Below are 22,270 nucleotides of genomic sequence, written 5' to 3' on the forward strand. Positions count from 1 at the left end.
GAGAACGGGCAACAGGGTATCATTAAGAAAGTTATGTCCGCGCCCGAAACCATCGCCGTCGCCATGTCCGGAGGAGTCGACTCCTCCGCCGTCGCGGCGTTGCTGCGCACGCAGGGCCACCCCCTCGTCGGCCTGACGCTTCAGCTCTGGAACCAGCGCCGCCTCGCCGGGCACGAGGGGATGCCTGAGTCCGTCCAGGGCCGCTGCTGCTCCATCGACGACGTCTACGACGCGCGGCGCGTGGCTGAGCAGCTCGGAATCCCGTACTACCTCGTCAACCAGCAAGCCCGCTTCGAGGCAGATGTCGTCAAGCCCTTCGTCAGCGAGTACCTGGCCGGGCGCACGCCCATCCCCTGCACGCTCTGCAACAACCACCTCAAGTTCGACCAGCTCCTGCTGACCGCGCAGCAGATCGGCGCGGACCGCATCGCCACCGGCCACTACGCGCGCAACCACTTCGACGAGGCCCGCGGCCGCTGGATTCTCTCGCGCCCCGCCGACCACGCCAAGGACCAGACCTACTTCCTCTTCGGCCTGACCCAGCACCAGCTCGCCCACACGCTCTTTCCACTGGGCGAGATGCAGAAACCCGCCGTGCGCGTGATGGCCTCGGAGGCCGGGCTGGACGTCGCGGCCAAGCCCGACTCGCAGGAGATCTGCTTCATCCCCGGCGGCGACTACCAGACCTTCCTGCGCGCCTACCTCGACGAGCAGGGCGAGGAGATGCCCGACAGCTCGGGCGAGCTGGTCAGCACCAGCGGCGAGGTGATCGGCCGCCACGGCGGCATCCACAGCTTCACGGTCGGCCAGCGCAAGGGCCTCGGCCTGACCAGCGCGAACCCGCTCTACGTGCTGAATATCCACCCCGACTCGCACCAGGTGACGGTGGGGACGGACGAGGAGCTGATGTCGCGGGAGCTGCGCGCCGACCGGCTGAACTGGATCTCGATCCCCGAGCTGACGGAGCCGATCCGCGTGCTGGCCAAGATTCGGCATCGCCATGTGCCGCAGCCCGCGACCCTGATGCCCGGCCCGCTTGGAGCCGACGGCCAGCCCACCGCACAGGCCATCTTTGACGAGCCGCAGCGCGCGATTACGCCGGGACAGGCCGCGATCTTCTACCAGGAAGATGAAGTCGTCGGCGGCGGCTGGATCATCTAGCAAGCTCTTTCACGCGAAGCGTCGAGAACCGCACGAAGTGCCGCCCGCCCGGCGTCAGGGCGTTGTTGCTTGTTCTTTTGGTTGTCATTCAGGAGCGAAGCGGAGGAATCTGCTTCTGCTTTTGTCTTTGTTGAGAGACAACGACAAGTGCGCCCTGACGCCGGGCAGGCGGCACTTCGTGCGGTACTGGACGCTTCGCGTGAAAAGCCTTTTTACACCTTCGGCTCGTGGTGATCCGCAACCACCGGCGCAAACTCCACGTCACGCATATCGGTGACAGGAGCCGTGGTCTCCACCCGAACAGCCCGCGACGAAGCCACGCCCGAGCGCAGATGCTGCATCCGGCCGATCAACGTATCCAGCCCAGCCCTCAAGCCGCTCACCAGCCCCGCAACCTCCCGCACAGGCCCGCGAATCCCGTGGTGAATCGTCCCCGCAATCTCCGCCGTGGCGTTCAGTACGCTGGTTACCATGCCGTCCACGCGAGCCACCTGCGCCCGTGTCTTCACATTCGCATCGCGCAGGGTCTCGTTAGCATCGCGCAACGTGACATTCGCGCTGGCCAGCGTCGGCTCGAACTCGTCCACCTTGTCCCGCATCACGGTCGAGATGTGGTGCGCGTTCTCGGTAATCTCCTTGAACTTCGGAGCCAGCTCCTCCAGCATCCCCTGCGATTTCTCGAGCACCGGCAGCGCCTTCGTCCGCACCTCTTCGAAGATGGCCGTGATCCGCGTCCGCGTCCGGGCCGCGCCCACCGCCATCAGGATGAAGGCAAGCGCCTGCGCCGAGAGCGCCAGCGCCGCGATCCCGACGAACAGCATCAGCAGCCTGGAGTTGCCGGAGTTGATCGAATCTGCCTGCCAAAGGGCTAGCGCACCGGACACGCGGGGCGCATGGAGCGCGGGATAAAGCACACCTGAAAGATTCATCGCTGCCATCTCCTGTCATGGACCAGCCTACTCGCACTAAGCCGCGAAGACACACAAAAGAAACACACAAAAAGGGCGAACCCAGCGGCCGCCCCCTTCGTGTCCTATCTTGGAACCCTGCCGAGCACTTCTACCCCTGCAAGCTACGCAGGCGTCTCCGACGTCTTGGCCACGTAAGCTTCCTTACCGGCGTCGATCGCAGCCTGCACGGCCTCCTGCTGCCCCTGCACCAGCCCCTTGCCCTTTTCGACGTACTGGCTCCACTGGGTGCGGCCCTTCTCGTAGTACTCCTTGCCGCGGTCGACGTACTCCGCAGCAGCCTGCCTGCCCTGCTCGGCATAGGCATTAGCCTTCTCGACGCCCTGCTGTGCGAGCACCGCCGCCCGCTCCTTGGCATCCAGCGCGCTGGCCACAATGTCCTCGCGCGTCTCCTTGCCCGACTTCGGCGCATACAGGACGCCTACCAGCGCGCCCAATCCCAGACCTGCCAGAAACCAACCGAGTCCGCTCGAACCGTTGTTATCACTCATGCCACTCTCCTGTGGAACACATCATATCTGAAGGCGCTCAACCTGCCTGTATTGGACGCATCCCATTCGGTCCGGATGCTCCACTCTCGATCTGCCGCCGTAACAGCCCCACCCGGGCGATCCCGTCCGGCGAGCTTCTTGCCTATCCTGCACAGATGCCCGAACCATCCTGCCCTGTTGCCTGCGCAGGCGGAGGCCGCCTCGCCAGACCAGCCTAACCCAACCCCGTATCCGATATAGGAACATTCAGAATAAAGCTCTTTAAATCCACCCGGACGCAGTCGGCGGGCGTCTTATCATTATCAATTCAAGACTGCCACAAACCAGCAAGAACGAGAGGAACGCCGATGTTCAAACTTGAGAGACTTCTGGCCTCACCCGCGACCGCACTCCTGACGGGCGTGCTGGGCGCAACACTTCTGCTTGGCCTCGCAGGCTGCAAAGCCAAACCCGCCCCCGCCGACGATAACGCCCTCGCAGCCAGCGTGCAGAGCCAACTGGCCGCCGACACCTCGCTCGCCGGACTTCCCATCCAGTCCAGCGTGCAATCCGGCATCGCCATCCTGAGCGGCAGCGTCAACAATGACGCGCAGCGCCAGTTGGCAATACGCGATGCCTCCGCCGTGGCCGGAATCAAGACCGTGGTGAACAACCTGACGATACAGCCCGCCGCAGCCGCCGCGACTCCTCCCCCCGCGCCGGTGCCGGTGCCAGCCCCGAAGCCGGTCCCCGTCAAGCCCTCCGCCGCGGTGAAGACACCGGTTCGCCCAGCTCCGGAGCCAAAGCCGAGGCCCGCCCCCATCGAGCGCAGCGCGGCCATCCCGCCTCCACCGCCAGTTGCTCCAGTGGTGGCAGCTCCACCGCCGCCTCCGCCGCCCCAACCCACCTTCAAGAACGTGACGCTCACCGCCGGAACCACCATCCCCATCCGCATCACGCAAACACTGGATAGCGCGACCACCCAGCAGGGCGACGCCTTCTCGGGCGTCGTCGCCTCCGACATCGTCGTCGACGGCATTGTCGCGATCCCGCAGGGCGCACCCGTCTCCGGCCGCGTCGACGCCGTGCAGGAGGCCGCGCACTTCAAGGGCAGCTCGCTGCTCACCGTGTCGCTCGCGAGCGTCCGGCGCATGTCCGTCTCGACCGAGCCCTACACCGTCGAGGGCAAGGGCCGCGGCAAGAACACCGCCACCAAAGCCGGAATCGGAGCCGTGGGCGGAGCGATCCTCGGCGGCATCTTCGGCGGCGGCAAGGGAGCCGCCATCGGCGCGGCGGCGGGCGGCGGCGTGGGCGCAGGCTCGAACGCCATCACGCGCGGCGAGCAGGTGCAGATCCCCTCGGAGTCGATCGTCCGCTTCCGCACCACCACGCCGCTCACGGTTCGGGTGCAGCTTGGCGGCGGCCACGATGACGGCGACCACCGCCGCAACCTTCCTGAGTAGCCTCGGATTGAACCCCATGTCTCAAGCTCGAGACATGGGGTTCACATTGCTTCTGTAAAAGAAGAAAGACGTCCTGCCGGACGGGCCCGCTGCGCGCGGAGCGGGCGTTTACACGCCTTCTTACTGCTTCGCATGGTCCTCCCGTTGGTCGGAAATAAATATTCTCGCTGCCGACCAACGGGAGGCCCCATGCTGGTAACTTACCCATACTGCCCCGAGAACGGTACGAAGTACCGCGCGTTATCCTGCAACTCAGGTCTCTCAAGCTCCATCTAACAGACACTGTTCTGAGGTACTCGCTTGATGAAGGGCACACCCAAAGCGTCCGGTTTCCTGACCTTCACGCTGCACGCGCACCTGCCGTACGTCGTCAACCACGGCACCTGGCCCCACGGCATGGAGTGGCTCCACGAAGCCGCCGCCGAGACCTACCTGCCCTTGCTCCGCGTCCTCGGCCGCTTGGAAAAAGACGGCATCGGCCTCCGCTGCAACCTGAACCTCTCGCCCATCCTGATGGAGCAGCTCTCGCACCCCGTTTTCATCGCCGAGTTCCCCAACTACGTGATGCGCAAGATCGTCGCCGCCCGCGAAGACGAGGCCTTCTTCGCCCAGTCCGGCGAGACCCACTACGCCGAGACCGCCCGCTTCTGGCACAAGTTCTTCTCCGACGCCCTGGCCGACTTCCAGGCGCTTAACGGCAACATCATCGCGGGCTTCAAACACTTCCACCAGGCCGGCCTCATCGAGATCATCACCTGCGCCGCCACCCACGGCTACCTGCCGCTGCTGGGCACCGACGAGAGCGTCCGCGCGCAGATCCGCACCGCCATCGCCACGCACATCCGCCACATCGGCGAGCACCCCAAAGGCATCTGGGTGCCCGAGTGCGGCTACCGGCCCTCCGGCTTCTGGAACTACCCCGTCGCCAACGCTGACGGCTCGCCCACGCCTCCAGGCTTCGACCGCATCGGCGTCGAACAGGCGCTCTCCGAGTCCTCCCTCGACTACTTCTTCGTGGACACTCATCTGGTCGAGGAGTCCGCCCGCACGCCCTCGCCGTACGAGCTGCGCAACGGCTCCGTGCCCACCGACGAGCTGATCGAGGCGATGACGCACCGCGACTACCGCCACCTCTACCAGCCCTACTACGTCGACGGACCCTACGGCGGCTCCGAAGGCCGCTCCTTCGCCTCTACCGTCTTCCCGCGCGACCCGCGCACAGGCGTGCAGGTCTGGTCGGGCGACACCGGCTACCCCGGCGACGGCGACTACGTGGACTTCCACAAGAAGCGCTGGCCCGGCGGGCACCGCTACTGGCGCGTCACCGGCTCCAAGGTAGACATGGGCGACAAGCAACCGTACTACCCGCAGGAGGCCGCCGCCAAGGTCCAGAGCCACGCCTCGCACTTCGTCCACCTCGTCCACCAGGCGCTGGCGCCGGGACTGGCCGACGCCATCCCGCCCATCCTCTGCGCGCCCTTCGACGCCGAGCTTTTCGGCCACTGGTGGTTCGAAGGACCGCTCTGGCTGGAGGCCGTGGCCCGCACGCTGCACGACTACCCTACCGGCATCGAGCTGATTAGCTGCTCCGACTATCTGGCCCGCTACCCCCGCGCCGGGTTCATCGCGATGCACGAGGGATCGTGGGGAGCCGAGGGCAACAACCAGGTCTGGATGAACTCCGAGACCAGTTGGACCTACACCCACATCTACCCGGCTGAGCTGTACACCCGCGAGGTCTGCACGGCGGGCAAGTGGCGCGAGACGGCTCTAGGCACCCAGATCGTGCAGCAGCTCTGCCGCGAGCTGCTGCTGCTCGAGTCCTCCGATTGGCAGTTCCTCATCACCACAGGCGCGGCACGCGACTACGCCGAGCTGCGTTTCCTGACGCACAACGATCAGTTCGTCGAGATGAAGCAGATGTGGCAGGCGTATGAAGCAACCGGCGAGCTGAACGAGCACCAGCGGACGCGGCTGGCGGCCATCAACCTGCGCGACGGCATCTTCCCCGACATCGACCCCAGCCTGTGGGCCACCGGAGCCAAGGAGGTCCGCCCCGAGCTGACTGACCAACGGAGCGAGCACGCGAAGCAGTAAAAGACCCATCAACAGAGCTGTACCGAGTAGGCCTTCTCCTTCGTCAAACATGCAGTACCCACATGGGAGGCATCCCTCCTCCCCGGGAACCTCGTACGTCGTCCCGGCATCCAATACAAAGACGTCCGATCGGGAGCCGAACTAGACTAAACATTCATGACACTCGCAGCCCTAGATCGAAGTCCAGATCGAAGCCCGGACCAGAGCCGCTCCCAGTCTCCCGAAAAACGGCTGCGCGACAGCTTCGGCCGCGCGATCACCGATCTGCGAGTCTCCGTCACCGACCGCTGCAACTACCGCTGCGTCTACTGCCGCACCGGCAACGAGGGAGCCCAGTACAGCGAGCTGGCCATCTCGGACTACGAGCGCATGATTCGGATCTTCGTCTCGCTGGGGATCGAGAAGGTTCGCCTGACCGGCGGCGAGCCTCTGCTGCGGGCTGGCCTCATCGAGATGGTGCAAGACCTCTCCGCCCTGCGCACATCCTACCTCCCCGACGGCACTCCGACACTGGCAGGTAAGCCCTTAGACCTGGCCCTGACCACCAACGGCCACCTGCTCGCCGATCTCACCGCGCCGCTCAAGGCCGCTGGCCTCAGCCGCATCACCGTCAGCATGGACGCGGTCGATCCCGAGACCTTCACCGCCATCACCCGCGTTCCGCGCAGCTTCGACAAGGTGCTCGCGGGCATCCGCGCCGCATCCGCCGCGGGCCTCGGCCCGGTCAAGGTCAACTGCGTCCTCCTTCGCGGCTTCAACGACGGCCAGATCGAGCAGTTCGCCGAGTTCTCACGGCGCGAAGGCGTCATCGTCCGCTTCATCGAGTGGATGCCGCTCGAGGAAGACCGTAGCTGGAAGCCCGAGACCGTCGTCCCTATGGCCGAGATCGTCTCCCGCCTGAGCGCCTGGCGGCCCCTGGTCGAGCTGCCGCCACACCATGCCAGCGAGACCGCCCGTCGCTTCACCTTCGACGACGGCCTGGGCGAGATCGGCATCATCGCCCCGGTCTCTCGGCCCTTCTGCGGTCACTGCAGCCGCATCCGCCTTACCTCCGACGGCAAGATCCGCACCTGCCTCTTCTCCCAGTCCGACCACGACCTGGTAGGCCGCATGGCGCGCGGAGCCTCCGACGCCGAGTTAGCCGAGTACATCCGTAGCATCGTCCAACACAAAGAGGCCCGCCATCACATCGGCGAGCCGGGCTTTGAAAAACCATCGCGCAGCATGGTCCATATCGGTGGCTGACCCCCATCCGGCTGCGCATCTGCAACATCCATGAAACAAGACATGACCACAAAACAAAGAAACGCGTAAAGTAGATGTTTCAGGCCCAAACATGAGAGAGCGGCGTCAGTTCGAGGTCATCGAGAGCAGGCAGATGGATCACCTGCGCGTCTTTCACGACGTGGCACGGACCCTGACCACCTCGCTCGAACTCGAAGAGATTCTGCTCGCCATCATGGACAAGATGGCCAACTTCTTCGGTCCCGAGCGCTGGTCGCTGCTCATGGTCGACCCCAAGGCCGACGATCTCTACTACGCCATCGCCATCGGCGAGGACGCCAACGGGCTGCGCGGACTGCGTGTACCCATGGGCCAGGGCGTCGCGGGCTGGGTGGCCCAGACGGGCAACCCCCTGGTGGTGCCGGACGTCGCGCTGGACCCGCACTGGTCGGCCTTCTCGCGCGCCCATCCCGACCTCAACATCCAGTCCATCGCCTGCGTGCCTATCCGCTCGGGCGAGAACACGCTCGGCGTCATTCAACTGCTCAACAGCAAGCTGGACCTGCTCTCCGAGTACTCCATCTCGTTCCTGCGCATCCTCTGCGACTACGCGGCCATCGCGATTCAGAACGCACGTTCGGTCACGCTCATCCATGAGCTGACCATCACCGACGACGCCACCGGCCTCTTCAATGCGCGCCGCCTCTACACCGTTCTCGACGAGCAGGTGCTGGTCAAAGGTACGCCTTTCAGCCTGCTCTTCATCGACCTCGACTACTTCAAGACGGTCAACGACGAGCACGGCCACCTAGTCGGCACGCGCCTGCTGGCCGAGGTCGGCGGACTGATCCGACGTGTCATTGGCCCGGATAATATGGCCTTTCGCTACGGCGGCGACGAGTTCGTGGTGGTGATGCCGGGCCTCGACAAGCAGGCCAGCGCCGAGCTGACAATGGAGCTTTGTCGCAGCCTGCGCGCCTCGATCTTCCTGGAGGCGATGGGCATGACGCTGCACGTCTCCGGCAGCTTCGGTCTGGCAACCTTCCCCGAAGACGGCAACACCGTCCCGGCGATCCTGAAGTCGGCCGACGCCATGATGTACGCGGTCAAGAACAGCACCCGCAACAACGTCGCCATCGCGGGCCAGGGGCTAGTGATGGACCCCTCGAAGCCGCACCATCAGGGTGCGGGCAGCAGCCGGGACTCGAGAACGCCCGAACCCAGCCGCCAGAATCCCAGCAGCGAGTCTAGTCTGGGCTCCGATGCTCGAGTTGCGGGGCCCGCTTCGGCTCCGGGCGCAAGGCGTCTCGATTTTCCGGGGCAGTCGGGTGGACACCGAAATCCCACACGCCGAGGTTGATCTCGCGGTCCGAGAGCACCTCCATCAGAGCATACTCCCCGATCAGCAGCGACTCACGAGGCACGATCTTCCTCCAGTGCCCACCGGGCAGCAGCTCGGTATTGGTCTCGACGACATCTTCCTGCCGCCCGTTTCCGCCTAACAAGCCGGTGTCGAAGCTCGCCACCACCCGCGCACCCTGCCGCACATCCGTCCGCACAATCACGTAGCGGCTATCCTCGGGCGGCGCGTCGCCCTTGCCCGGCTGCGTATTCGAGCCGTGCGTATCGACTGTCAGGGCGTGGCCGCCGTACGCGGGATCACCCACGCGCAGATAGAGCGTCGGCCGGTCCACATGCAGTTGCACCTGCGACCGCTCGCCTTTGATGACGACGATCTGGTGCTTGCTCGCCATCGGGTTCAAGATGCCGCGCAGGATGTTATGCCCGGTCTGCCGGTTCAGCTCGCCATCGGACTGCGTCAGCGGCACCAACTCCGGCGTGCCCCTCCAGGTGTCGAGCGCCAGCAGATCCTCCCGCTCGGGCAGGCGCAGATCATGCGCGACCTCGGGCGTTCGCGAGGCGCGCTCGGCCTCCTCCTGCGCCAGTTCGGGGTCGATTCGTGGGCCTTGCGCGGCTGCTCCATTAGCGGCAGGAAAGTGCTGCTGCTCCCAGCGTTTGGTCGCCTCAAAGTCAATCAGCCCGACCGGAATCTCCTCGGTCTGGCCGTCCCGCTCGGCGCTTACAAACCGCACCACCGAACCTGCGACGGTATAACTCAGCACGATCTGGTAGCTGCCGTCCTTCAGGTAGAGCCGCGTGCGATGCTGCGCGGGCGTCTGTGCCCCTAACAGCAAGGACGACACCGCAACCACAGCCGCCAGAACCCCAATCCGGAAAAAATCCCTGCCAACCCGCACGCCAACCCTCACAAAACCATGTACATAAGACGATACTGGACCGAACCCGATTCACCAGCCTCACGATAGGATAGAACCACCGTGCCCCCCACAGCCTCATCATCGCCTTCGGCGAGCGCCCCCGAGCGCCCAAATCCGAGCCAGAACGCCTCCCGCATCCTGATCGCCTTCGGCTGCGTGTACTTCTTCTGGGGATCGACCTTCGTCGCCATCCGCTTCGGCGTGGCCGTACTGCCCGCGTTGGTGCTCTCGAGCGCGCGCTACCTCATCGCCGGGCCGCTGATGCTGGCACTCTGCGCCCTCGGCGGCCTGCGCCTGCGCCAGAGCTGGCGCAACCTCGGCATTCTCGCGCTCATCGGCGTGCTGATGCTGGGCCTGGGCAACACCGGGCTGGTCTGGTCGGAACAGTTCCTCTCAAGCGGCTTCGCCTCCCTGCTCATCGCCAGCATCCCCCTCTTCGTCGCGATACTTGAAACCGTGCTGCCCAACGGCGAGCGCCTGCGCACACGCGGCTGGCTGGGCATCGCCGTCGGCTTCACAGGACTGCTCATCCTGGTCATTCCAGGCTTGAGGGAGAGCCGCCACGGCCACTCCGGCCAGCTCATCGGCGCGACCGTCGCCATCGCCTCGGCCTTTGTCTGGTCCTGCGCCTCGGTGCTCGCTCGCCGATCTCGCCTGCCGGTCAGCCCCTTCGTCGCAGCGGGCTGGGAGATGACCTTCGGCGGCCTCTTCAACGTCCTGCTCACGCTGGCCTTCGGGGGCCGCAGCGGCGGCTTCGGCGCGGCGCACTTCAGTATGCAGGCGGCCCTATCGGTTGCGTATCTGGTGGTCTTCGGTTCGCTCGTCGGCTACAGCTCGTACGTCTACCTGCTCGACAACGTGCCGGTCGCAAAGGTCTCGACCTACGCGTACATCAACCCCATCGTCGCAGTGATCCTCGGAGCCATCTTCCTGCGTGAGCGCATGGTGGCCATCGAGTACGCCGGAATGACCGCCATCCTGATCGCGGTCTACCTCGTCACCAGCAGCAAGCTCCAGTCCGGCGCGCCCGCTGCCATCGAAGAGTGCGTCGCCGCCGAGCCGCCAGCTTAACCGGCCTTCGGAAGTTCCTTGTTGTAGACATAGACCCAGCAGAGACGGCGACGGCCATCAGCCAGGGTCACCATCCGCTTGGAGCGGACGAAGAGGCTGTTGGTAGGATCGGAGGGGCTGAACTCCTCGTAATCATCGAGGCTGGCCAACGTCTCCGGGTCGTCGGGCAGTGCAAAGACCGAACCCGACACCTTCTGCCCTCTGCCGCCGTTGACGACGACGGCGGGAAACTCGCCCAGATCGTAAAGCTTGCCCCGGATCGTCCCCTGCCCCACGGGCCGCAGCTTGCCGACCGCGGCGGCGATCTCTTCAGGCGCTCGCTCGGGATGCAGAGTTCCGTAAACAAAGAGTTCGGCTGGCATGGTCACTCCCCCGTCGCCTCTATCTTACCAAGGAGCGCATCGAGGTGCTCAAACCCGTTGCGCGGCCGGTTGCGGATGTACTTACGAACCGCCTCCAGATGGATCAGCAGCCGAAAATAGTAGCCCAGCAGAGCTTCCACGTCGTCGAAGAGGAGATTCTTGCACTGGCACAGGTAAGCCACCAGCTCAAAGTAATTCAGGAACTCGATAAACTCTTCCGGCTCATCGAGAATCAGCCGCGCCTGCTCCCGCTTTGCCTCGTCCGTCTCGGAGTCGAGAATCTCCCGGATCTTCCTGTACTTGTCCTCGACGAAGAAGCTCCGGTGCAGATCCACGAGAAACTCGGCGCGGCGCGTGGTGGCGTTGGCCGCATACGTCCTCAGGCCGAAGGCCGCCGCTGTCGCCGCGACGATCAGGGTCAGCGAATCCTTGAAGATCGTCCACGTCATCTGCATTCCGCCCTCCTAACTATCCAGCGGCTTCCGCGCAAAGTAGTACAAGCTGAACGCCAGCAGCCCGAACATCACAATGCTGACACCATCGTGATACAGCGGGTTCTGCTCCGAAAACCGCCAGAACTGCCAGTGTCCGCCGCGCTGCTCGGAGACGCCCTCCACCAGCCGGATGCAAACCCCCAGCAGCCCCACGATGCCGCCCGCCGCGATCAGCCCCGACGCATACAAACTGCCGGGGCTGACCTCGCTCTCCGTATCCACCTGCCTCGCCTCTTTAGCCGCATGGTGCAGCATCGCCCGGTCCACCATCCAGCGCATCACCCCGCCCACGAAGATCGCCAGCGTGGTCGCAATCGAGAGATACGCCCCCACCGCAAAAGTAAGCGAGCGCACGCCCAGCAGCTCCACCGCGATCACCAGCGCCACGCCCAGCAGCACCAGCGCCCACGGCAGCTTGCGCGTCAGGATGCCGTTGATGACGGTCGCCATCAGCCTTCCCTGCGGCGCGGCAGCCTTCTCGCTGCCGATCCCCTGCGTCCACTGAATCTCGATCCGGTTGGTCGCGGGATTCAGCAGGTACTTGCCGTCGGCCAACGTGGTGGAGCCGATGGAGTTCAGCAATATGTAACTTTCTCCGTTACCAATAATCTCCTTACCCGCGCCTGAGCTACTCATCACGGTAAAGTGCTGTTGAGGAAACTTACCCTTCTCCTGCACTCCATCGGCCAGCAGCTTCTCGGTAAACGGAATCGGCATGGGCAGCCGCTGAAACGACGCCAGCGCGCTGTTCATTGCGTTCAGCGTAGCGCCAATCGAGAACACCGAGACGATCACACCCGCCATCACCGCCACCTGCTGCTTCCACGGCGTCGCACCGATCAGGTAACCCGTCTTCAGGTCCTGCGAGGTATCCCCCGCGTTCGACGCGGCAATGCACACGATGCCGCCAATCGTAATGGCCAGCGCGCCAAACGCCGGAGCCGTCCAGCCTCGCACCAGGAAGATCGCCGTCGTCGCCATCAGCGTGGCAATCGTCATGCCCGAGACCGGGCTCGCGCTCGATCCGACGAGGCCGACAATACGTGCAGAAACAGTTACAAATAGAAATCCGAAGACCACCACCAGCAGCGCCGCCGCCAGATTCGCCAGCACACTTACCTGCGCGCCCGGCACCGGATGGAACTCCAGGAAGCAAAACATCAGCACTACCAGCAGCACCGATCCGCCCAGCACCACCGACATCGGCAGATCGTACGCCGTGCGCGTCGGCGCGGCCGCAACCTTCGCCTTGTCCCCTATCTTCTTGATCCCCTGGCTCAGCGCGCCGATGATCGTCGGGGCCGTGCGCAGCAGCGTAATCAGCCCCGCCGCCGCCACCGCACCCGCACCCATGGGCCGCACGTACGTCTTCCAAAGGTCCGAAGGCCCCATGTTCGCGATCAGCGTCGTCCCCGGATAAAGCGGAGACGTCAGGTGAGAGCCGAAGAAATAGATCGCGGGCATCACCACCAGCCACGAGACGCAGCCGCCCGCCAGCATCACCGCCGCCACGCGCAAACCGATGATGTAGCCGACGCCGAGGTACTCCGGCGTGCAATCGGCCCGCACCGCCGCGCCCTTCAAGACGTGCTGCGCGCCGAAGTCCGGCTGCCAGTCCGGCTGCGAGGGCCACAGGCCGAAGAGATTCTCGTTCTGAAAGAGCGTATACACCGCGCCCAGCCCCAGCCCCAGAAACACCCTCGACGCGAACGAGCCGCCACGCTCGCCCGCCATCAGGACGTCGGCGCAGGCGGTGCCTTCGGGGTAGATCAGCGTCTCGTGCTCGTCGACAATGAGTTGGCGACGAAGCGGGATCATAAACAGCACCCCCAGCCAGCCGCCGAAGAGCGCCAGCGCGAAGATCCGCGACGACTCCAGGTCGAAGCCCAGAAAGATCAACGCGGGCAGGGCGAAGATGACTCCTGCCGCAATGGACTGGCCCGCGTTGCCGATGGTCTGGACGATATTGTTTTCGAGGATGGACGCCTTGCCGAACGCCCGCAGGATCGAGATCGAAAGCACCGAGATGGGAATGGACGCCGCCACCGTAAGCCCTGCGCGCAGACCGACATAGACCGTCACCGCGCCGAAGAGGACGGCGAAGACGGCTCCCAGTAAAAGGGCGCGCAGGGTGAACTCGGGCCGATTGTCCGAGGCGGGGACAAAGGGCTGAAAACCGGGGGACGATGCCATGTAGAGGTGCTCCTATCGACCGCAAATGAAACGAAAACGTATTTTTACCGCTCGGCAGCAAGCATATTCTTTCATTCCAACCAGCGGGAGGGTACTTCGTACCGTTCTCGGGGCGGTATGGGTGAGTTATCCGCATGGGGCCTCCCGTTGGTCGGCAGCAAGAATTTTTCTTTCCGACCAACGGGAGGGCCACGCGAAGCAGTAAAGAGGCGTGCAAACGCCCGCCCTCCGCGCAGGCGGCCCGTCCGGCAGGACAAACAACAGAAAAAGCGCCCTAGCGCCGGGCGGGCGGCACTTCGTGCGGTTTTCGACGCTTCGCGTGTTGCCTGCCAGCTCAAAACGGTAGCGATTTTCCTCCACATAGGCTTATACTTCGCGTATGGCGCGGTCCGAAGGACCTGGAGCGCCTGCGTGTAGGTGAGTCTTCAGCGACTGCTTGAATGACAAAGCGCTCGGAATCGCAGCCGGAGCTCCTCCCGGCGGGCCGCCTGGTGGGTTTTCCACCGGCGGGGCCAGCGGAGTGACGCACTGGCGTGCCGTAGCGCGCGTCCTGCGAAGTCCCCAGCAGATCGCCCGCACCGTCTTTCACGACCTCTTCACCACCGTACTCCCAGCGGATTGCCGCGCCTGCGGCGGCCCACTCCTGAAGGCCGGCGTCATCCCGGTCTGCGACTCCTGCTTCGACAGCCTCGCCCCCCAGGCAGGCCAGCACTGCCAACGCTGCGGCGAAGCCCTCGGCTCCTCCCTCGATCTTGAAGACCTCCGCTTCTCCGGCATGTTGCCCGAAGGTCTCCTCTGCACTCCCTGCCGCGCCGTGCCGCCCGACTTCACCCGCGCCGTAGCCCACACGGTGTACCGCGACGAAGCCCGCACCCTCATCCACCTGCTGAAATACGAGGGCGTCCGCGGCATCGCGCAGCGCCTCGCCCCCGTGCTCGCAAACACCATCTCCACCCTGCGCCCGCAAGCAGCAACAGAACTCACCGTCATCGCCGTACCGCTCTTCGCCTCACGCCAGCGCCAGCGCGGCTACAACCAGTCCGTCCTGCTCGCCGACGCGGCAATCAGGCAGCTAAAACGCTCCGCCCCCAACTGGCAGCTCACCCCAGCGCACCACCTTCTCACCCGCGTCCGCCACACCGAAGAACAGTACAGCCTCACCCCCGTCGGCCGCCGCCGCAACCTGCGCGGAGCCTTCCGCATCGCCGATAAAACCGCCGTCACCGGCCGCGAAATCCTGCTCATCGACGACATCTTCACCACCGGCGCCACCGCCCGCGAGTGCTCCCGCGTCCTCATCCGCGCAGGAGCCGCAAAGGTGTGGGTCGCCACCGTAGCCCGCGCCCAGGCCGCCCGCGCAGAGCAGCACTCCGGCGACTACACCGCAGACACCGCCGCCTGGGACACCTCCATCCGGCCAACCACAACCTTTGTTTCGACAGCCGAACTACAACCGTCAATCGCACCACCCCACGAGCGGAGGATGTAACGGATGCAGCATACGGTCAAGCAACAGCACACCAGCAAATCGCGTAAGCAGAGAACCACCAGCAGCCGCCACGCGGGCCACAACAGCCCGGCCTCCAAGCGCACCACCGAGCTTGATATCCGCGCGGGCGTCTTCCGCCAGACCGCCATGCATACTCCCGTGCTGGTCCTCAACGCCAGCTACGAACCCATCAATATCTGCGGAGCGCGCCGTGCGCTGGTGCTGGTCCTCAAAGGCGTGGCCCGTACCGAGGAGCAGCAGGGAGCCATCCTGCACGCCGCCCGCGTCAACGTCGCCATGCCCAGCGTCATCCGGCTGCTGGAGTACCGCCGCATCCCGCACCAGACCCGCGCCCTCTCGCGCAAGAATATCCTGCTGCGCGACCGCAACTGCTGCCAGTACTGCTCGGTCGTCCTCACCGCGGGCGAGTTGACGCTGGACCACGTCATCCCCCGCAGCCGCGGCGGCCTCTCCACGTGGGAGAACCTCGTCGCCTGCTGCCACGACTGCAACCGCCGCAAGGGCAACCAGATGCTCCACGAGCTGACCGACATGAAGCTGCAAAAGGAGCCGCGCCCGTTCTCGCTGCACACCTCGCGCCACATCATGCGCATGATCGGCAGCGCCGACCCGAGCTGGCGGCGCTATCTCTACTTCGAGTCGGGCGACGCGGCTGCGTAGACCCGACTCACCGCATCAGGCAGCCTGATGCGGCCTGATCTTGGACAAGTCATCCGTGTTGGCAAGTCGCAGGTCGTAATCGTTCTGCAGGTTGAGCCAGAACTGCGCAGGCAAGCCGAAGAAGATACCGAAGCGGAGCGCCGTATCGGCCGAGATGGAGCGCTTGCCATGTACGATGTCATTCACACGGGGTAGCGGAACGCCCAACTCCTTGGCGAGCCGGTAAGAACTTAGCCCCAGCGGCTCCATGAACTCCGTAAGCAGAATCTCGCCGGGATGAATCGCAAAAACTTTGGCCATCCAAGTTCTCCTTAGTGGTAATCCACGATCTCCACATCGTGAGCGTTGCCGTCGAACCAGCGAAAACAGACCCGATATTGATCGTTGACGCGGATACTATGCTGCCCCCTGCGATCTTTCGTCAGGGCCTCAAGACGATTACCCGGCGGGATCTTCAGGTTGTCCAGCTCAATAGCCGCATTCAAGATCGCCAGCTTCTTCCAGGCCGTGCGGCGGATGCTGGCTGGAACGCGACGGCTCTTCCCCGTCTTCCAAAGCAGCTCTGTATCCGCATCGCGGAAGCCCAGGATCATGGAAGAATAGTATCGCGCCGCATTACTAACGTCAACCGTTAGCAATGCGGCGCGATGAGCCTCAAACCTAAGGCTGTACCGGCACGCCCTGGTTCTTGCGGATGCAGCCCGTATAGGCATCGAGGAACTGGTCGCGCAGCTTCGCGTACTGCGCCATCGTCTGGAACGGGCGCGTGGCAGCGTCCTGGTTCAGGAAGTAGATCGTCGTCGCAATGCGGTTCAGGTCGTCGAAGAAGAGGTAGATTCCGAGCACCCCTCCACCCAGCCGGTTGCGGTCGAGCCCGTAGATCTCGAAGCCGCGTTTGCGCACCGGCAGGGAGTAGTTACGGCCTCCCTCCGGGCTCTGCGCCAGCGTGTGGTTGAACTCCTCGATCAACGTCGCCTTCTGGGCGCGAAAGTTCTTCGCCGCCAGCTTCTCCACCCGCAGATTGGCAAAGAAGTCCTGGTCCGGGTAGCCCATCGAGATGCGCTCCGCAGCCTCTAGCTCCACCGTCATCGGCCCATGCGAGGTCTCGGCGCTACGCTCGTTGGTGCCCTCGTTCAAAGGAACGCGCTCGACGATGCGAAGCGCATCGGGAAAGCTACAGCTCTCGTACGCGGCAAAGCCGGGGATCTGGCTCGACGGTGCGGGGACCAGCGGCGGCGGGGCCAACGTCGGAGCCGGAGCCGAGGGCAGCGCACTCTCCTGTGCCAGCGCGGCCGTACTCAGACTCATCCAAACGGCAAGCGCACAACCGGCCAACAGGGTAGGCAAAGCACGAAGCCTCATGGACTCAAGTGTATAAGGTTCGGGCACCCTGGCTCCAGATCGACAACTGGATCGGCTGCCGTGATAAGTTTTCCCCATGGGGGCACGCGAAGGTTTGCCCCCAACCTCATTCTTCTCACTACGGAGCCGAGTCATGTCGTTGAGCGAAAACTATCAGTGTGATGTGTGCGGGACCAAGAAGACGGACATTGACCGCTGGTGGCTGGCGTGGCTCGACTGCCAGCCGCTCGACTACACCAGCGACACCCAGCCGCTGCTCAAGTTCACGGGCTGGCAGCTCTCCCTGGCGCACTCGCCCGACGTGAAGCATCTCTGCGGGGCGCGCTGCGCGGGCACCATGATGGATCGCTGGATGGCCGAGCAGCACGAAAACCCCGAATCCCAGTGCGCCCACTGAGCACCTCGTGCGGTTCTCGGGGTGGTACGGGCAGGATGATCTTCTGAGGGCCTCCCGTTGGTCGGCAGCGAACATTGTTTATTCCGACCGACGGGAGAACCACGCGAAGCCTTAAAAGAGCGTGTAAACGCCTGAACACCTACTTCGGCGGAGCGGTCTTATCGGCCCCCGGCAACTCTTCGCCGTTGTAGATAATCCGCGACTTGGCCCGGTACTGCTTGTAATCGGTGTACCGCACCACCGTCCTCAGGTGTACATCCTGCGAGAGCGCCCCTTGCTGGGCGGAAAAGTGCAGGTTCCCCTCGGCCTTGGTGTAGGTCGGGAACCAGTACTTCCCATCCACCTGCTCGTAGTAGGTCGTAAACGGCGGCGACAGGTCCTCGTGGCCTTTACGCTTGTCGTCCGGCACGTTCTTGCCGTTGATCAGCACAATCTGGAAGTCCTGCTGATCGACCCACACCTTCCCCTGAAAGTACCGCTTGCCCTTTTCAAGAGTCTTTGGCCCCGCCTCGAAGACATACGTGTCCAGCTCATCGACCTTCTGCCGCCCCAGATACGTCACGTTGTACTGCGGCAGGTCCGCCGTCGTCAGGATGAAAGGCAGCCGGTGCTCGATATCCTGAAAGTCGGCAGGACTCATCATCACGCGCTCCAACGTGTTCTGCGGCGCGAAGATGACGTGCTCGTTGCGCCGTCCGGCATCGTCGAAGGAGATGTCGGTCACCTGCTGGTACTCGCCGTCGACCTTGTTGTTATCGTCGTTGATCGTATCGACCTTCACGGTCTGGCGGAAGGTGTAGCTGTCGCGCGCCTTGGAGAACTCGGCCTCACGCGCCGCGAACTTCTGGATGATCTGCTCCGGCGTAACGTCAGTCGGAGGAGCCGGGTCGAGCGCACCGAAGCCGCTCTGCCCCATCGCCGCTGCCACTCCCGCCACAGGCAGACCAGTACCCGCGTCTGTATTTGCGACAGGCCCTTTACCCCGCGCAGGCAAAGCCGATAGCAGAAAAAGAGCGGCAGCGAAGGCACAGACAGCTGGCTCAGGCCGCAGCCGAGCCGTACCGGGGCGAAGCATAAACCCAATCTTTGCGGGCAGGGGGAATCTCATCCTGTTCGATTAGACGCGCAAGCTGGGAAAGTTGTCTCCAACGCAGGCCAGCGCAAGCTCAGGTGAGGAAAAACATGGCAGTCTGGCTCATCAGGACGAGTATGTTTTCGGCAGCGGCGGCTACCTTCGCCACGCTCCATGGGCTCTGCCTGCTCGCCATCCTGGCGCTCTGCGTCGTCGCCGTTCGGCTCAACCTCCGTCTGCGGCAGCAGTCGATCGAACGTTACCGTGAGCGCCGTATGCGCGAGGAGCTGGAGGCCTACTCCAGCCTGGACCCCGCCTTTACGCTGGGCCGCGCCACCCACGCGAACAACCTCGAGATCACCCGCCAGCTCGCCCGGCGCGTCTGCCGCACCATCTCCGAAAAGAGCGTCTTCTCCAGCATCGCCATGCTGCTGCGCGACGCCGACGGCAAGCTCTACATCGCCGCCAGCTCCGGCATCGACGACCTGACCGCCGCCGCCGTCCGCCGTTGGAGCGACGAGGTGATGCAGGAAGAGCGCTCCGGTGACCCCGTCCGCAGCCTCACCACCGGCACCGGCCTCTCCGACGGCTCCATCCGCATCGGCCGGCGCAGCTTCTCGGTTCAGCTCGGCTCCTGGGATGAGTTCGACCCCGAACTGAGCCAGTGGGTCCGCGAGGGCCGCCGCGAGCGCCGCCGCTTCCGCCGTGCCATCGCCGCCCCCATGCGCACTCGCGCCGGACACATCTGCGGCGTGCTCCTGGTCACGGGCGAGATGTCTCCCCGCGACCAGCCTATGGGCATCGACCGCGCCATCGCCCCGCTGGAGATGCTGGCCGTCCGGCTGGCCGCCGCGCTTGAGCACATGGCCCTCTCTGAGCGGCTGCTCAACACGGAGAAGCTTGCCTCCCTGGGCCAATTGGCCTCCGGTGTCGCCCACGCACTCAACAACCCGCTGACCGCCGTGCTCGGCTTCGGCGAGCTGATCGCCGAGAGCACCGACGACCCGCGCGCGCGGCAGGACGCCCAGACCATCCTGCTCGAGGCCCGCAGGATGCGCGAGACCATCCAGAGCCTCATCGACTTCTCGAACCCCGGCAAGATCGTCGATGAGCCCGTGGCACTGCCTGCCCTGCTGCGCGAGCTGGCCGCCCGTTGCTCCGCCAAGCTCGAGCAGCGCGGTGTCCGGCTCGCCCTATCCATCAGCGACGAGACCCCGGAGATACGCGGCAACCGCGACCGCATCACCGAGGGTTTGGAACATCTGCTGAACAATGCCGACCAGGCGATATCTTCCGCGCCGCCTCCGAAGGAGGGCGGAACACACACCATCCGGCTCACGCTAAGCCACGACGAGAGCGGCGCGCACATCATCGTCTCGGACACCGGTCCCGGCTTCCACGAGCCGAGCCGCATCTTCGACCCCTTCTACACCACCCGGAAGGTCGGCGAGGGCTCCGGCCTGGGCCTCTCGGCCTGCTACAGCATCGTGCGCGAGCACGGCGGCGAGATCAGCGCCTTCAACCTCTACCCACACGGCGCGGCGGTGATCGTCGACCTGCCCATCCGCCCGGTATTCGATAGCGGCGCGGAGTCCAGCCCACTCATCCGCGATCTGGTTTAGAGACAACGGCGGTTGCCGTTGCCTGTTCTTGCCGTTGCCTGTTCTTTTGGTTGTCATTCAGGAGCGAAGCGGAGGAATCTGCTTCTGCCTTTGCTGTTGCTGTTGCCTTTGCTGTTGCCTTTGCTGTTGTTCTTGCCTTTGCTCTTGCCGTTGCTCTTGCCGTTGCTCTTGCCGTTGCTCTTGCCGTTGCTTCTGGGGTAGGTCCGGGCTTTAGCCCGGACACTAAAGATCACCACCAATGCGGGCTTTAGCCCCCGAGGTATGCTTTCTTTACTCAACCTCAAAAGCAACAACAAAAGCGCCCTAACGCCGGGCGGGCGGCACTTCGTGCGATTCTCGACGCTTCGCGTAAAAAACCAATAAACTCCCGACATGGCCTTCCAGCGCTCCAAGCCGCGCGATCCGGTCGGCGAGCCCGGCCTCTTCGACTACGCCATCGCCGCCCTCTCACGCCGCATGCGCACCATCCGCGACCTCAAGCGCCTCATGAAACCCCGCGCCTTCCCCGGCGAGCAGGGCGAGCGCGACATGGACGCCGTCGTCGCCCGCCTCATCGACCTGAAGTACCTCTCCGACACCCGCTTCGCCGCCGACTACACTCGTCTGCGCAAAGAAAACCAAGGCTTCGGTCGCCGCCGCGTCCAGCAGGACCTCACCCTGAAGGGCATCGACAAAGAAACCGTAGCCGCCACCCTCGCCAAAGCCTACGACGACGCCGACGAGGTCGAGCTGGCCCGCCAGTACTGCCTCCGCAAGCGCATCCCCCAGCCCACGGACCAGAAGGAGACCGCCCGCACCATGAACCGGCTCATCCGCGCGGGCTACTCCTCCACGGCCATCTTCAAGCTGCTGCGCGGCTGGAACCTCCCCGAGACCGCGATCATCGAAGAGGGCAGCGGCGACTCGGACACCTACGCCGATGATTGAGCGCATAGTAGCCGCCGAGGAGCGAGATATCGAGCGCATCGTAGCTATAGACTGGTCCGGCGACAAAGGCCCCGGCCAGAAGAAAAAGATCTGGGCCGGTGTCTGGACCGCCCACCCCCAGGGCAAGATCCACGGCGGCAAGCTCCTGCTCGAAGACGGCCGCACCCGCGAGCAGCTCACCGCGTGGCTCCTCGAGCTGGCCGCCGAGACCCCATCCATGGTCGTCAGCATCGACTGCTGCTTCAGCTACCCAGCCTGGTTCCTGGCCGAGCACGGCTGCACCACGGTCTTCGATTTCTGGCGTCACGTCGCCGCAGGCCACGGCGAACGCTGGCTCGGCGAAGAGTGCGCCGCCGAGGAGCGCGACCCACGCTTCTGGGGCAAGCCCCACAAACGCCCGGACGTCTTTTGCGGCGCGGGCCTGCCCACCATGATGCGCCGCACCGACATGGACAACAAGATCGAGCAGGCACTGGCAGGCGGCGACCCTATCCGCGCCGCCAAGATGGTCGGAATCACCCCAAAATCCCCCTTCCAGATCGGCGGCTCAGGCTCGGTCGGCACTGGCTCTCTGCGGGCGATGCCCTGGCTGCTGCGGCTCCACGAGGCGGGCTTCCGCGTGTGGCCCTTCGAGTCGGCCCGGCCCTGCCAGCCGCTGCTGATCGAGATGTACACCCGCCTGCTCACCGGCGCGGTCAAAAAATCCAACCCCGTGGCCCGCCGAGAGTACCTCCTCAACCGCCGCAAGACCGACACCCTCTACACCACGCTCCCCCGCCCCATCCTGGCCAAAGCCCACGCCAGCGAAGACGCCTTCGACGCCCTGGTCTGCTGCCTGGAGATGCTCCGCCACCGCGCCGAGTTCCCCGTCCTCCGCGCCACAAACGACCCCACGCTGCGGCTCGAAGGCATCACCTGGCGTCCTGGCATATAGCCCC

23 protein-coding genes are annotated in these 22,270 nt (G+C 64.6%); 12 read left to right on the forward strand and 11 right to left on the reverse strand.

Annotated elements, in window-relative coordinates; all coding sequences use genetic code 11:
- Window positions 1-33: 33 nt before the first annotated feature.
- A complete protein-coding gene (mnmA, locus tag FTO74_RS17310) occupies window positions 34-1,161 on the forward strand; it encodes a tRNA 2-thiouridine(34) synthase MnmA (RefSeq protein ID WP_162539266.1) in 1,128 nt (375 codons plus the stop codon).
- A gap of 212 nt (window positions 1,162-1,373) precedes the next feature.
- Here the strand turns inward: mnmA and FTO74_RS17315 are convergent, their stop codons facing one another.
- Window positions 1,374-2,090 (reverse strand): hypothetical protein, encoded by a 717-nt coding sequence (locus tag FTO74_RS17315; protein ID WP_162539267.1) that lies wholly within the window; start codon window positions 2,088-2,090, stop codon window positions 1,374-1,376.
- A 143-nt stretch (window positions 2,091-2,233) separates the two neighbouring features.
- Complete coding sequence (locus FTO74_RS17320; protein ID WP_162539268.1) at window positions 2,234-2,620, reverse strand: YtxH domain-containing protein; 387 nt, start codon at window positions 2,618-2,620, stop codon at window positions 2,234-2,236.
- Between the two features lie 347 nt (window positions 2,621-2,967).
- Between FTO74_RS17320 and FTO74_RS17325 the strand changes: the two genes are divergently transcribed.
- The 4 genes from FTO74_RS17325 to FTO74_RS17340 all read left to right on the forward strand — a co-directional run bounded on the left by FTO74_RS17325 (window position 2,968) and on the right by FTO74_RS17340 (window position 8,743).
- On the forward strand, window positions 2,968-4,062 hold the full coding sequence (locus tag FTO74_RS17325) for a BON domain-containing protein (RefSeq protein ID WP_162539269.1): 1,095 nt from the start codon (window positions 2,968-2,970) through the stop codon (window positions 4,060-4,062).
- 303 nt (window positions 4,063-4,365) lie between these two features.
- Entirely contained in the window at window positions 4,366-6,159 is a 1,794-nt protein-coding gene (locus FTO74_RS17330) for a 1,4-alpha-glucan branching protein domain-containing protein (protein ID WP_162539270.1), read from the forward strand.
- 156 nt (window positions 6,160-6,315) lie between these two features.
- Window positions 6,316-7,404: a GTP 3',8-cyclase MoaA gene (moaA, locus tag FTO74_RS17335; protein WP_162539271.1), complete on the forward strand. Its 1,089-nt coding sequence runs from the start codon at window positions 6,316-6,318 to the stop codon at window positions 7,402-7,404.
- A 91-nt stretch (window positions 7,405-7,495) separates the two neighbouring features.
- On the forward strand, window positions 7,496-8,743 hold the full coding sequence (locus tag FTO74_RS17340; RefSeq protein WP_255462352.1) for a sensor domain-containing diguanylate cyclase: 1,248 nt from the start codon (window positions 7,496-7,498) through the stop codon (window positions 8,741-8,743).
- On the opposite strand, the gene FTO74_RS17345 is transcribed toward FTO74_RS17340, so the two are convergent.
- Window positions 8,631-9,641 carry a hypothetical protein gene (locus FTO74_RS17345; protein WP_255462353.1) on the reverse strand — a complete coding sequence of 337 codons (1,011 nt, stop codon included), beginning with the start codon at window positions 9,639-9,641 and terminating at the stop codon, window positions 8,631-8,633. The two genes, FTO74_RS17340 and FTO74_RS17345, sit on opposite strands and share 113 nt — an antisense overlap.
- A gap of 81 nt (window positions 9,642-9,722) precedes the next feature.
- On the opposite strand from FTO74_RS17345, the gene FTO74_RS17350 reads away from it, so the two are divergent.
- Window positions 9,723-10,733 carry an EamA family transporter gene (locus FTO74_RS17350; protein WP_162539272.1) on the forward strand — a complete coding sequence of 337 codons (1,011 nt, stop codon included), beginning with the start codon at window positions 9,723-9,725 and terminating at the stop codon, window positions 10,731-10,733.
- On the opposite strand, the gene FTO74_RS17355 is transcribed toward FTO74_RS17350, so the two are convergent.
- Genes FTO74_RS17355 through FTO74_RS17365 form a run of 3 tightly spaced genes read right to left on the reverse strand, consistent with a single transcriptional unit; the run spans window position 10,730 to window position 13,782 of the window.
- Window positions 10,730-11,095 (reverse strand): gamma-glutamylcyclotransferase family protein, encoded by a 366-nt coding sequence (locus FTO74_RS17355; RefSeq protein ID WP_162539273.1) that lies wholly within the window; start codon window positions 11,093-11,095, stop codon window positions 10,730-10,732. The genes FTO74_RS17350 and FTO74_RS17355 overlap by 4 nt on opposite strands.
- A gap of 2 nt (window positions 11,096-11,097) precedes the next feature.
- Window positions 11,098-11,550, reverse strand: coding sequence for a hypothetical protein (locus FTO74_RS17360; RefSeq protein WP_162539274.1), 453 nt, complete (start codon window positions 11,548-11,550; stop codon window positions 11,098-11,100).
- Window positions 11,551-11,559: 9 nt separating this feature from the next.
- The gene (locus tag FTO74_RS17365) at window positions 11,560-13,782 is read right to left on the reverse strand and encodes an oligopeptide transporter, OPT family (protein ID WP_162539275.1); all 2,223 of its coding nucleotides are present in this window, start codon (window positions 13,780-13,782) and stop codon (window positions 11,560-11,562) included.
- A gap of 436 nt (window positions 13,783-14,218) precedes the next feature.
- Here FTO74_RS17365 and FTO74_RS17370 point away from each other — a divergent pair, with 436 nt between their 5' ends.
- Together FTO74_RS17370 and FTO74_RS17375 are read left to right on the forward strand one after the other, a co-directional pair.
- Window positions 14,219-15,271 carry a ComF family protein gene (locus tag FTO74_RS17370; RefSeq protein WP_162539276.1) on the forward strand — a complete coding sequence of 351 codons (1,053 nt, stop codon included), beginning with the start codon at window positions 14,219-14,221 and terminating at the stop codon, window positions 15,269-15,271.
- A gap of 3 nt (window positions 15,272-15,274) precedes the next feature.
- Complete coding sequence (locus FTO74_RS17375) at window positions 15,275-15,952, forward strand: HNH endonuclease (RefSeq protein WP_162539277.1); 678 nt, start codon at window positions 15,275-15,277, stop codon at window positions 15,950-15,952.
- A gap of 15 nt (window positions 15,953-15,967) precedes the next feature.
- Here the strand turns inward: FTO74_RS17375 and FTO74_RS17380 are convergent, their stop codons facing one another.
- From FTO74_RS17380 to FTO74_RS17390, 3 genes are all read right to left on the reverse strand, one after another.
- The gene (locus FTO74_RS17380; protein ID WP_162539278.1) at window positions 15,968-16,252 is read right to left on the reverse strand and encodes a HigA family addiction module antitoxin; all 285 of its coding nucleotides are present in this window, start codon (window positions 16,250-16,252) and stop codon (window positions 15,968-15,970) included.
- 11 nt (window positions 16,253-16,263) lie between these two features.
- Window positions 16,264-16,545: a type II toxin-antitoxin system RelE/ParE family toxin gene (locus tag FTO74_RS17385; RefSeq protein ID WP_162539279.1), complete on the reverse strand. Its 282-nt coding sequence runs from the start codon at window positions 16,543-16,545 to the stop codon at window positions 16,264-16,266.
- Window positions 16,546-16,612: 67 nt separating this feature from the next.
- Complete coding sequence (locus FTO74_RS17390; protein ID WP_162539280.1) at window positions 16,613-17,260, reverse strand: hypothetical protein; 648 nt, start codon at window positions 17,258-17,260, stop codon at window positions 16,613-16,615.
- A gap of 187 nt (window positions 17,261-17,447) precedes the next feature.
- Between FTO74_RS17390 and FTO74_RS17395 the strand changes: the two genes are divergently transcribed.
- Complete coding sequence (locus FTO74_RS17395) at window positions 17,448-17,711, forward strand: hypothetical protein (protein WP_162539281.1); 264 nt, start codon at window positions 17,448-17,450, stop codon at window positions 17,709-17,711.
- 139 nt (window positions 17,712-17,850) lie between these two features.
- On the opposite strand, the gene FTO74_RS17400 is transcribed toward FTO74_RS17395, so the two are convergent.
- Window positions 17,851-18,819, reverse strand: a complete 969-nt coding sequence (locus FTO74_RS17400) for an outer membrane lipoprotein-sorting protein (protein WP_255462354.1) — start codon at window positions 18,817-18,819, stop codon at window positions 17,851-17,853.
- Between the two features lie 74 nt (window positions 18,820-18,893).
- On the opposite strand from FTO74_RS17400, the gene FTO74_RS17405 reads away from it, so the two are divergent.
- Window positions 18,894-20,405 carry a HAMP domain-containing sensor histidine kinase gene (locus FTO74_RS17405; RefSeq protein WP_162539282.1) on the forward strand — a complete coding sequence of 504 codons (1,512 nt, stop codon included), beginning with the start codon at window positions 18,894-18,896 and terminating at the stop codon, window positions 20,403-20,405.
- A 53-nt stretch (window positions 20,406-20,458) separates the two neighbouring features.
- On the opposite strand, the gene FTO74_RS19410 is transcribed toward FTO74_RS17405, so the two are convergent.
- On the reverse strand, window positions 20,459-20,779 hold the full coding sequence (locus FTO74_RS19410; RefSeq protein ID WP_174242238.1) for a hypothetical protein: 321 nt from the start codon (window positions 20,777-20,779) through the stop codon (window positions 20,459-20,461).
- Here FTO74_RS19410 and FTO74_RS17415 point away from each other — a divergent pair.
- The gene (locus tag FTO74_RS17415) at window positions 20,778-21,332 is read left to right on the forward strand and encodes a regulatory protein RecX (protein ID WP_162539284.1); all 555 of its coding nucleotides are present in this window, start codon (window positions 20,778-20,780) and stop codon (window positions 21,330-21,332) included. The genes FTO74_RS19410 and FTO74_RS17415 overlap by 2 nt on opposite strands.
- Window positions 21,325-22,266: a hypothetical protein gene (locus FTO74_RS17420; RefSeq protein WP_162539285.1), complete on the forward strand. Its 942-nt coding sequence runs from the start codon at window positions 21,325-21,327 to the stop codon at window positions 22,264-22,266. Before FTO74_RS17415 ends, FTO74_RS17420 begins: the two co-directional genes overlap by 8 nt.
- Window positions 22,267-22,270 lie beyond the last annotated feature (4 nt).

Source organism: Granulicella sp. WH15 (genome assembly GCF_009914315.1).
Lineage (GTDB): Bacteria > Acidobacteriota > Terriglobia > Terriglobales > Acidobacteriaceae > Edaphobacter.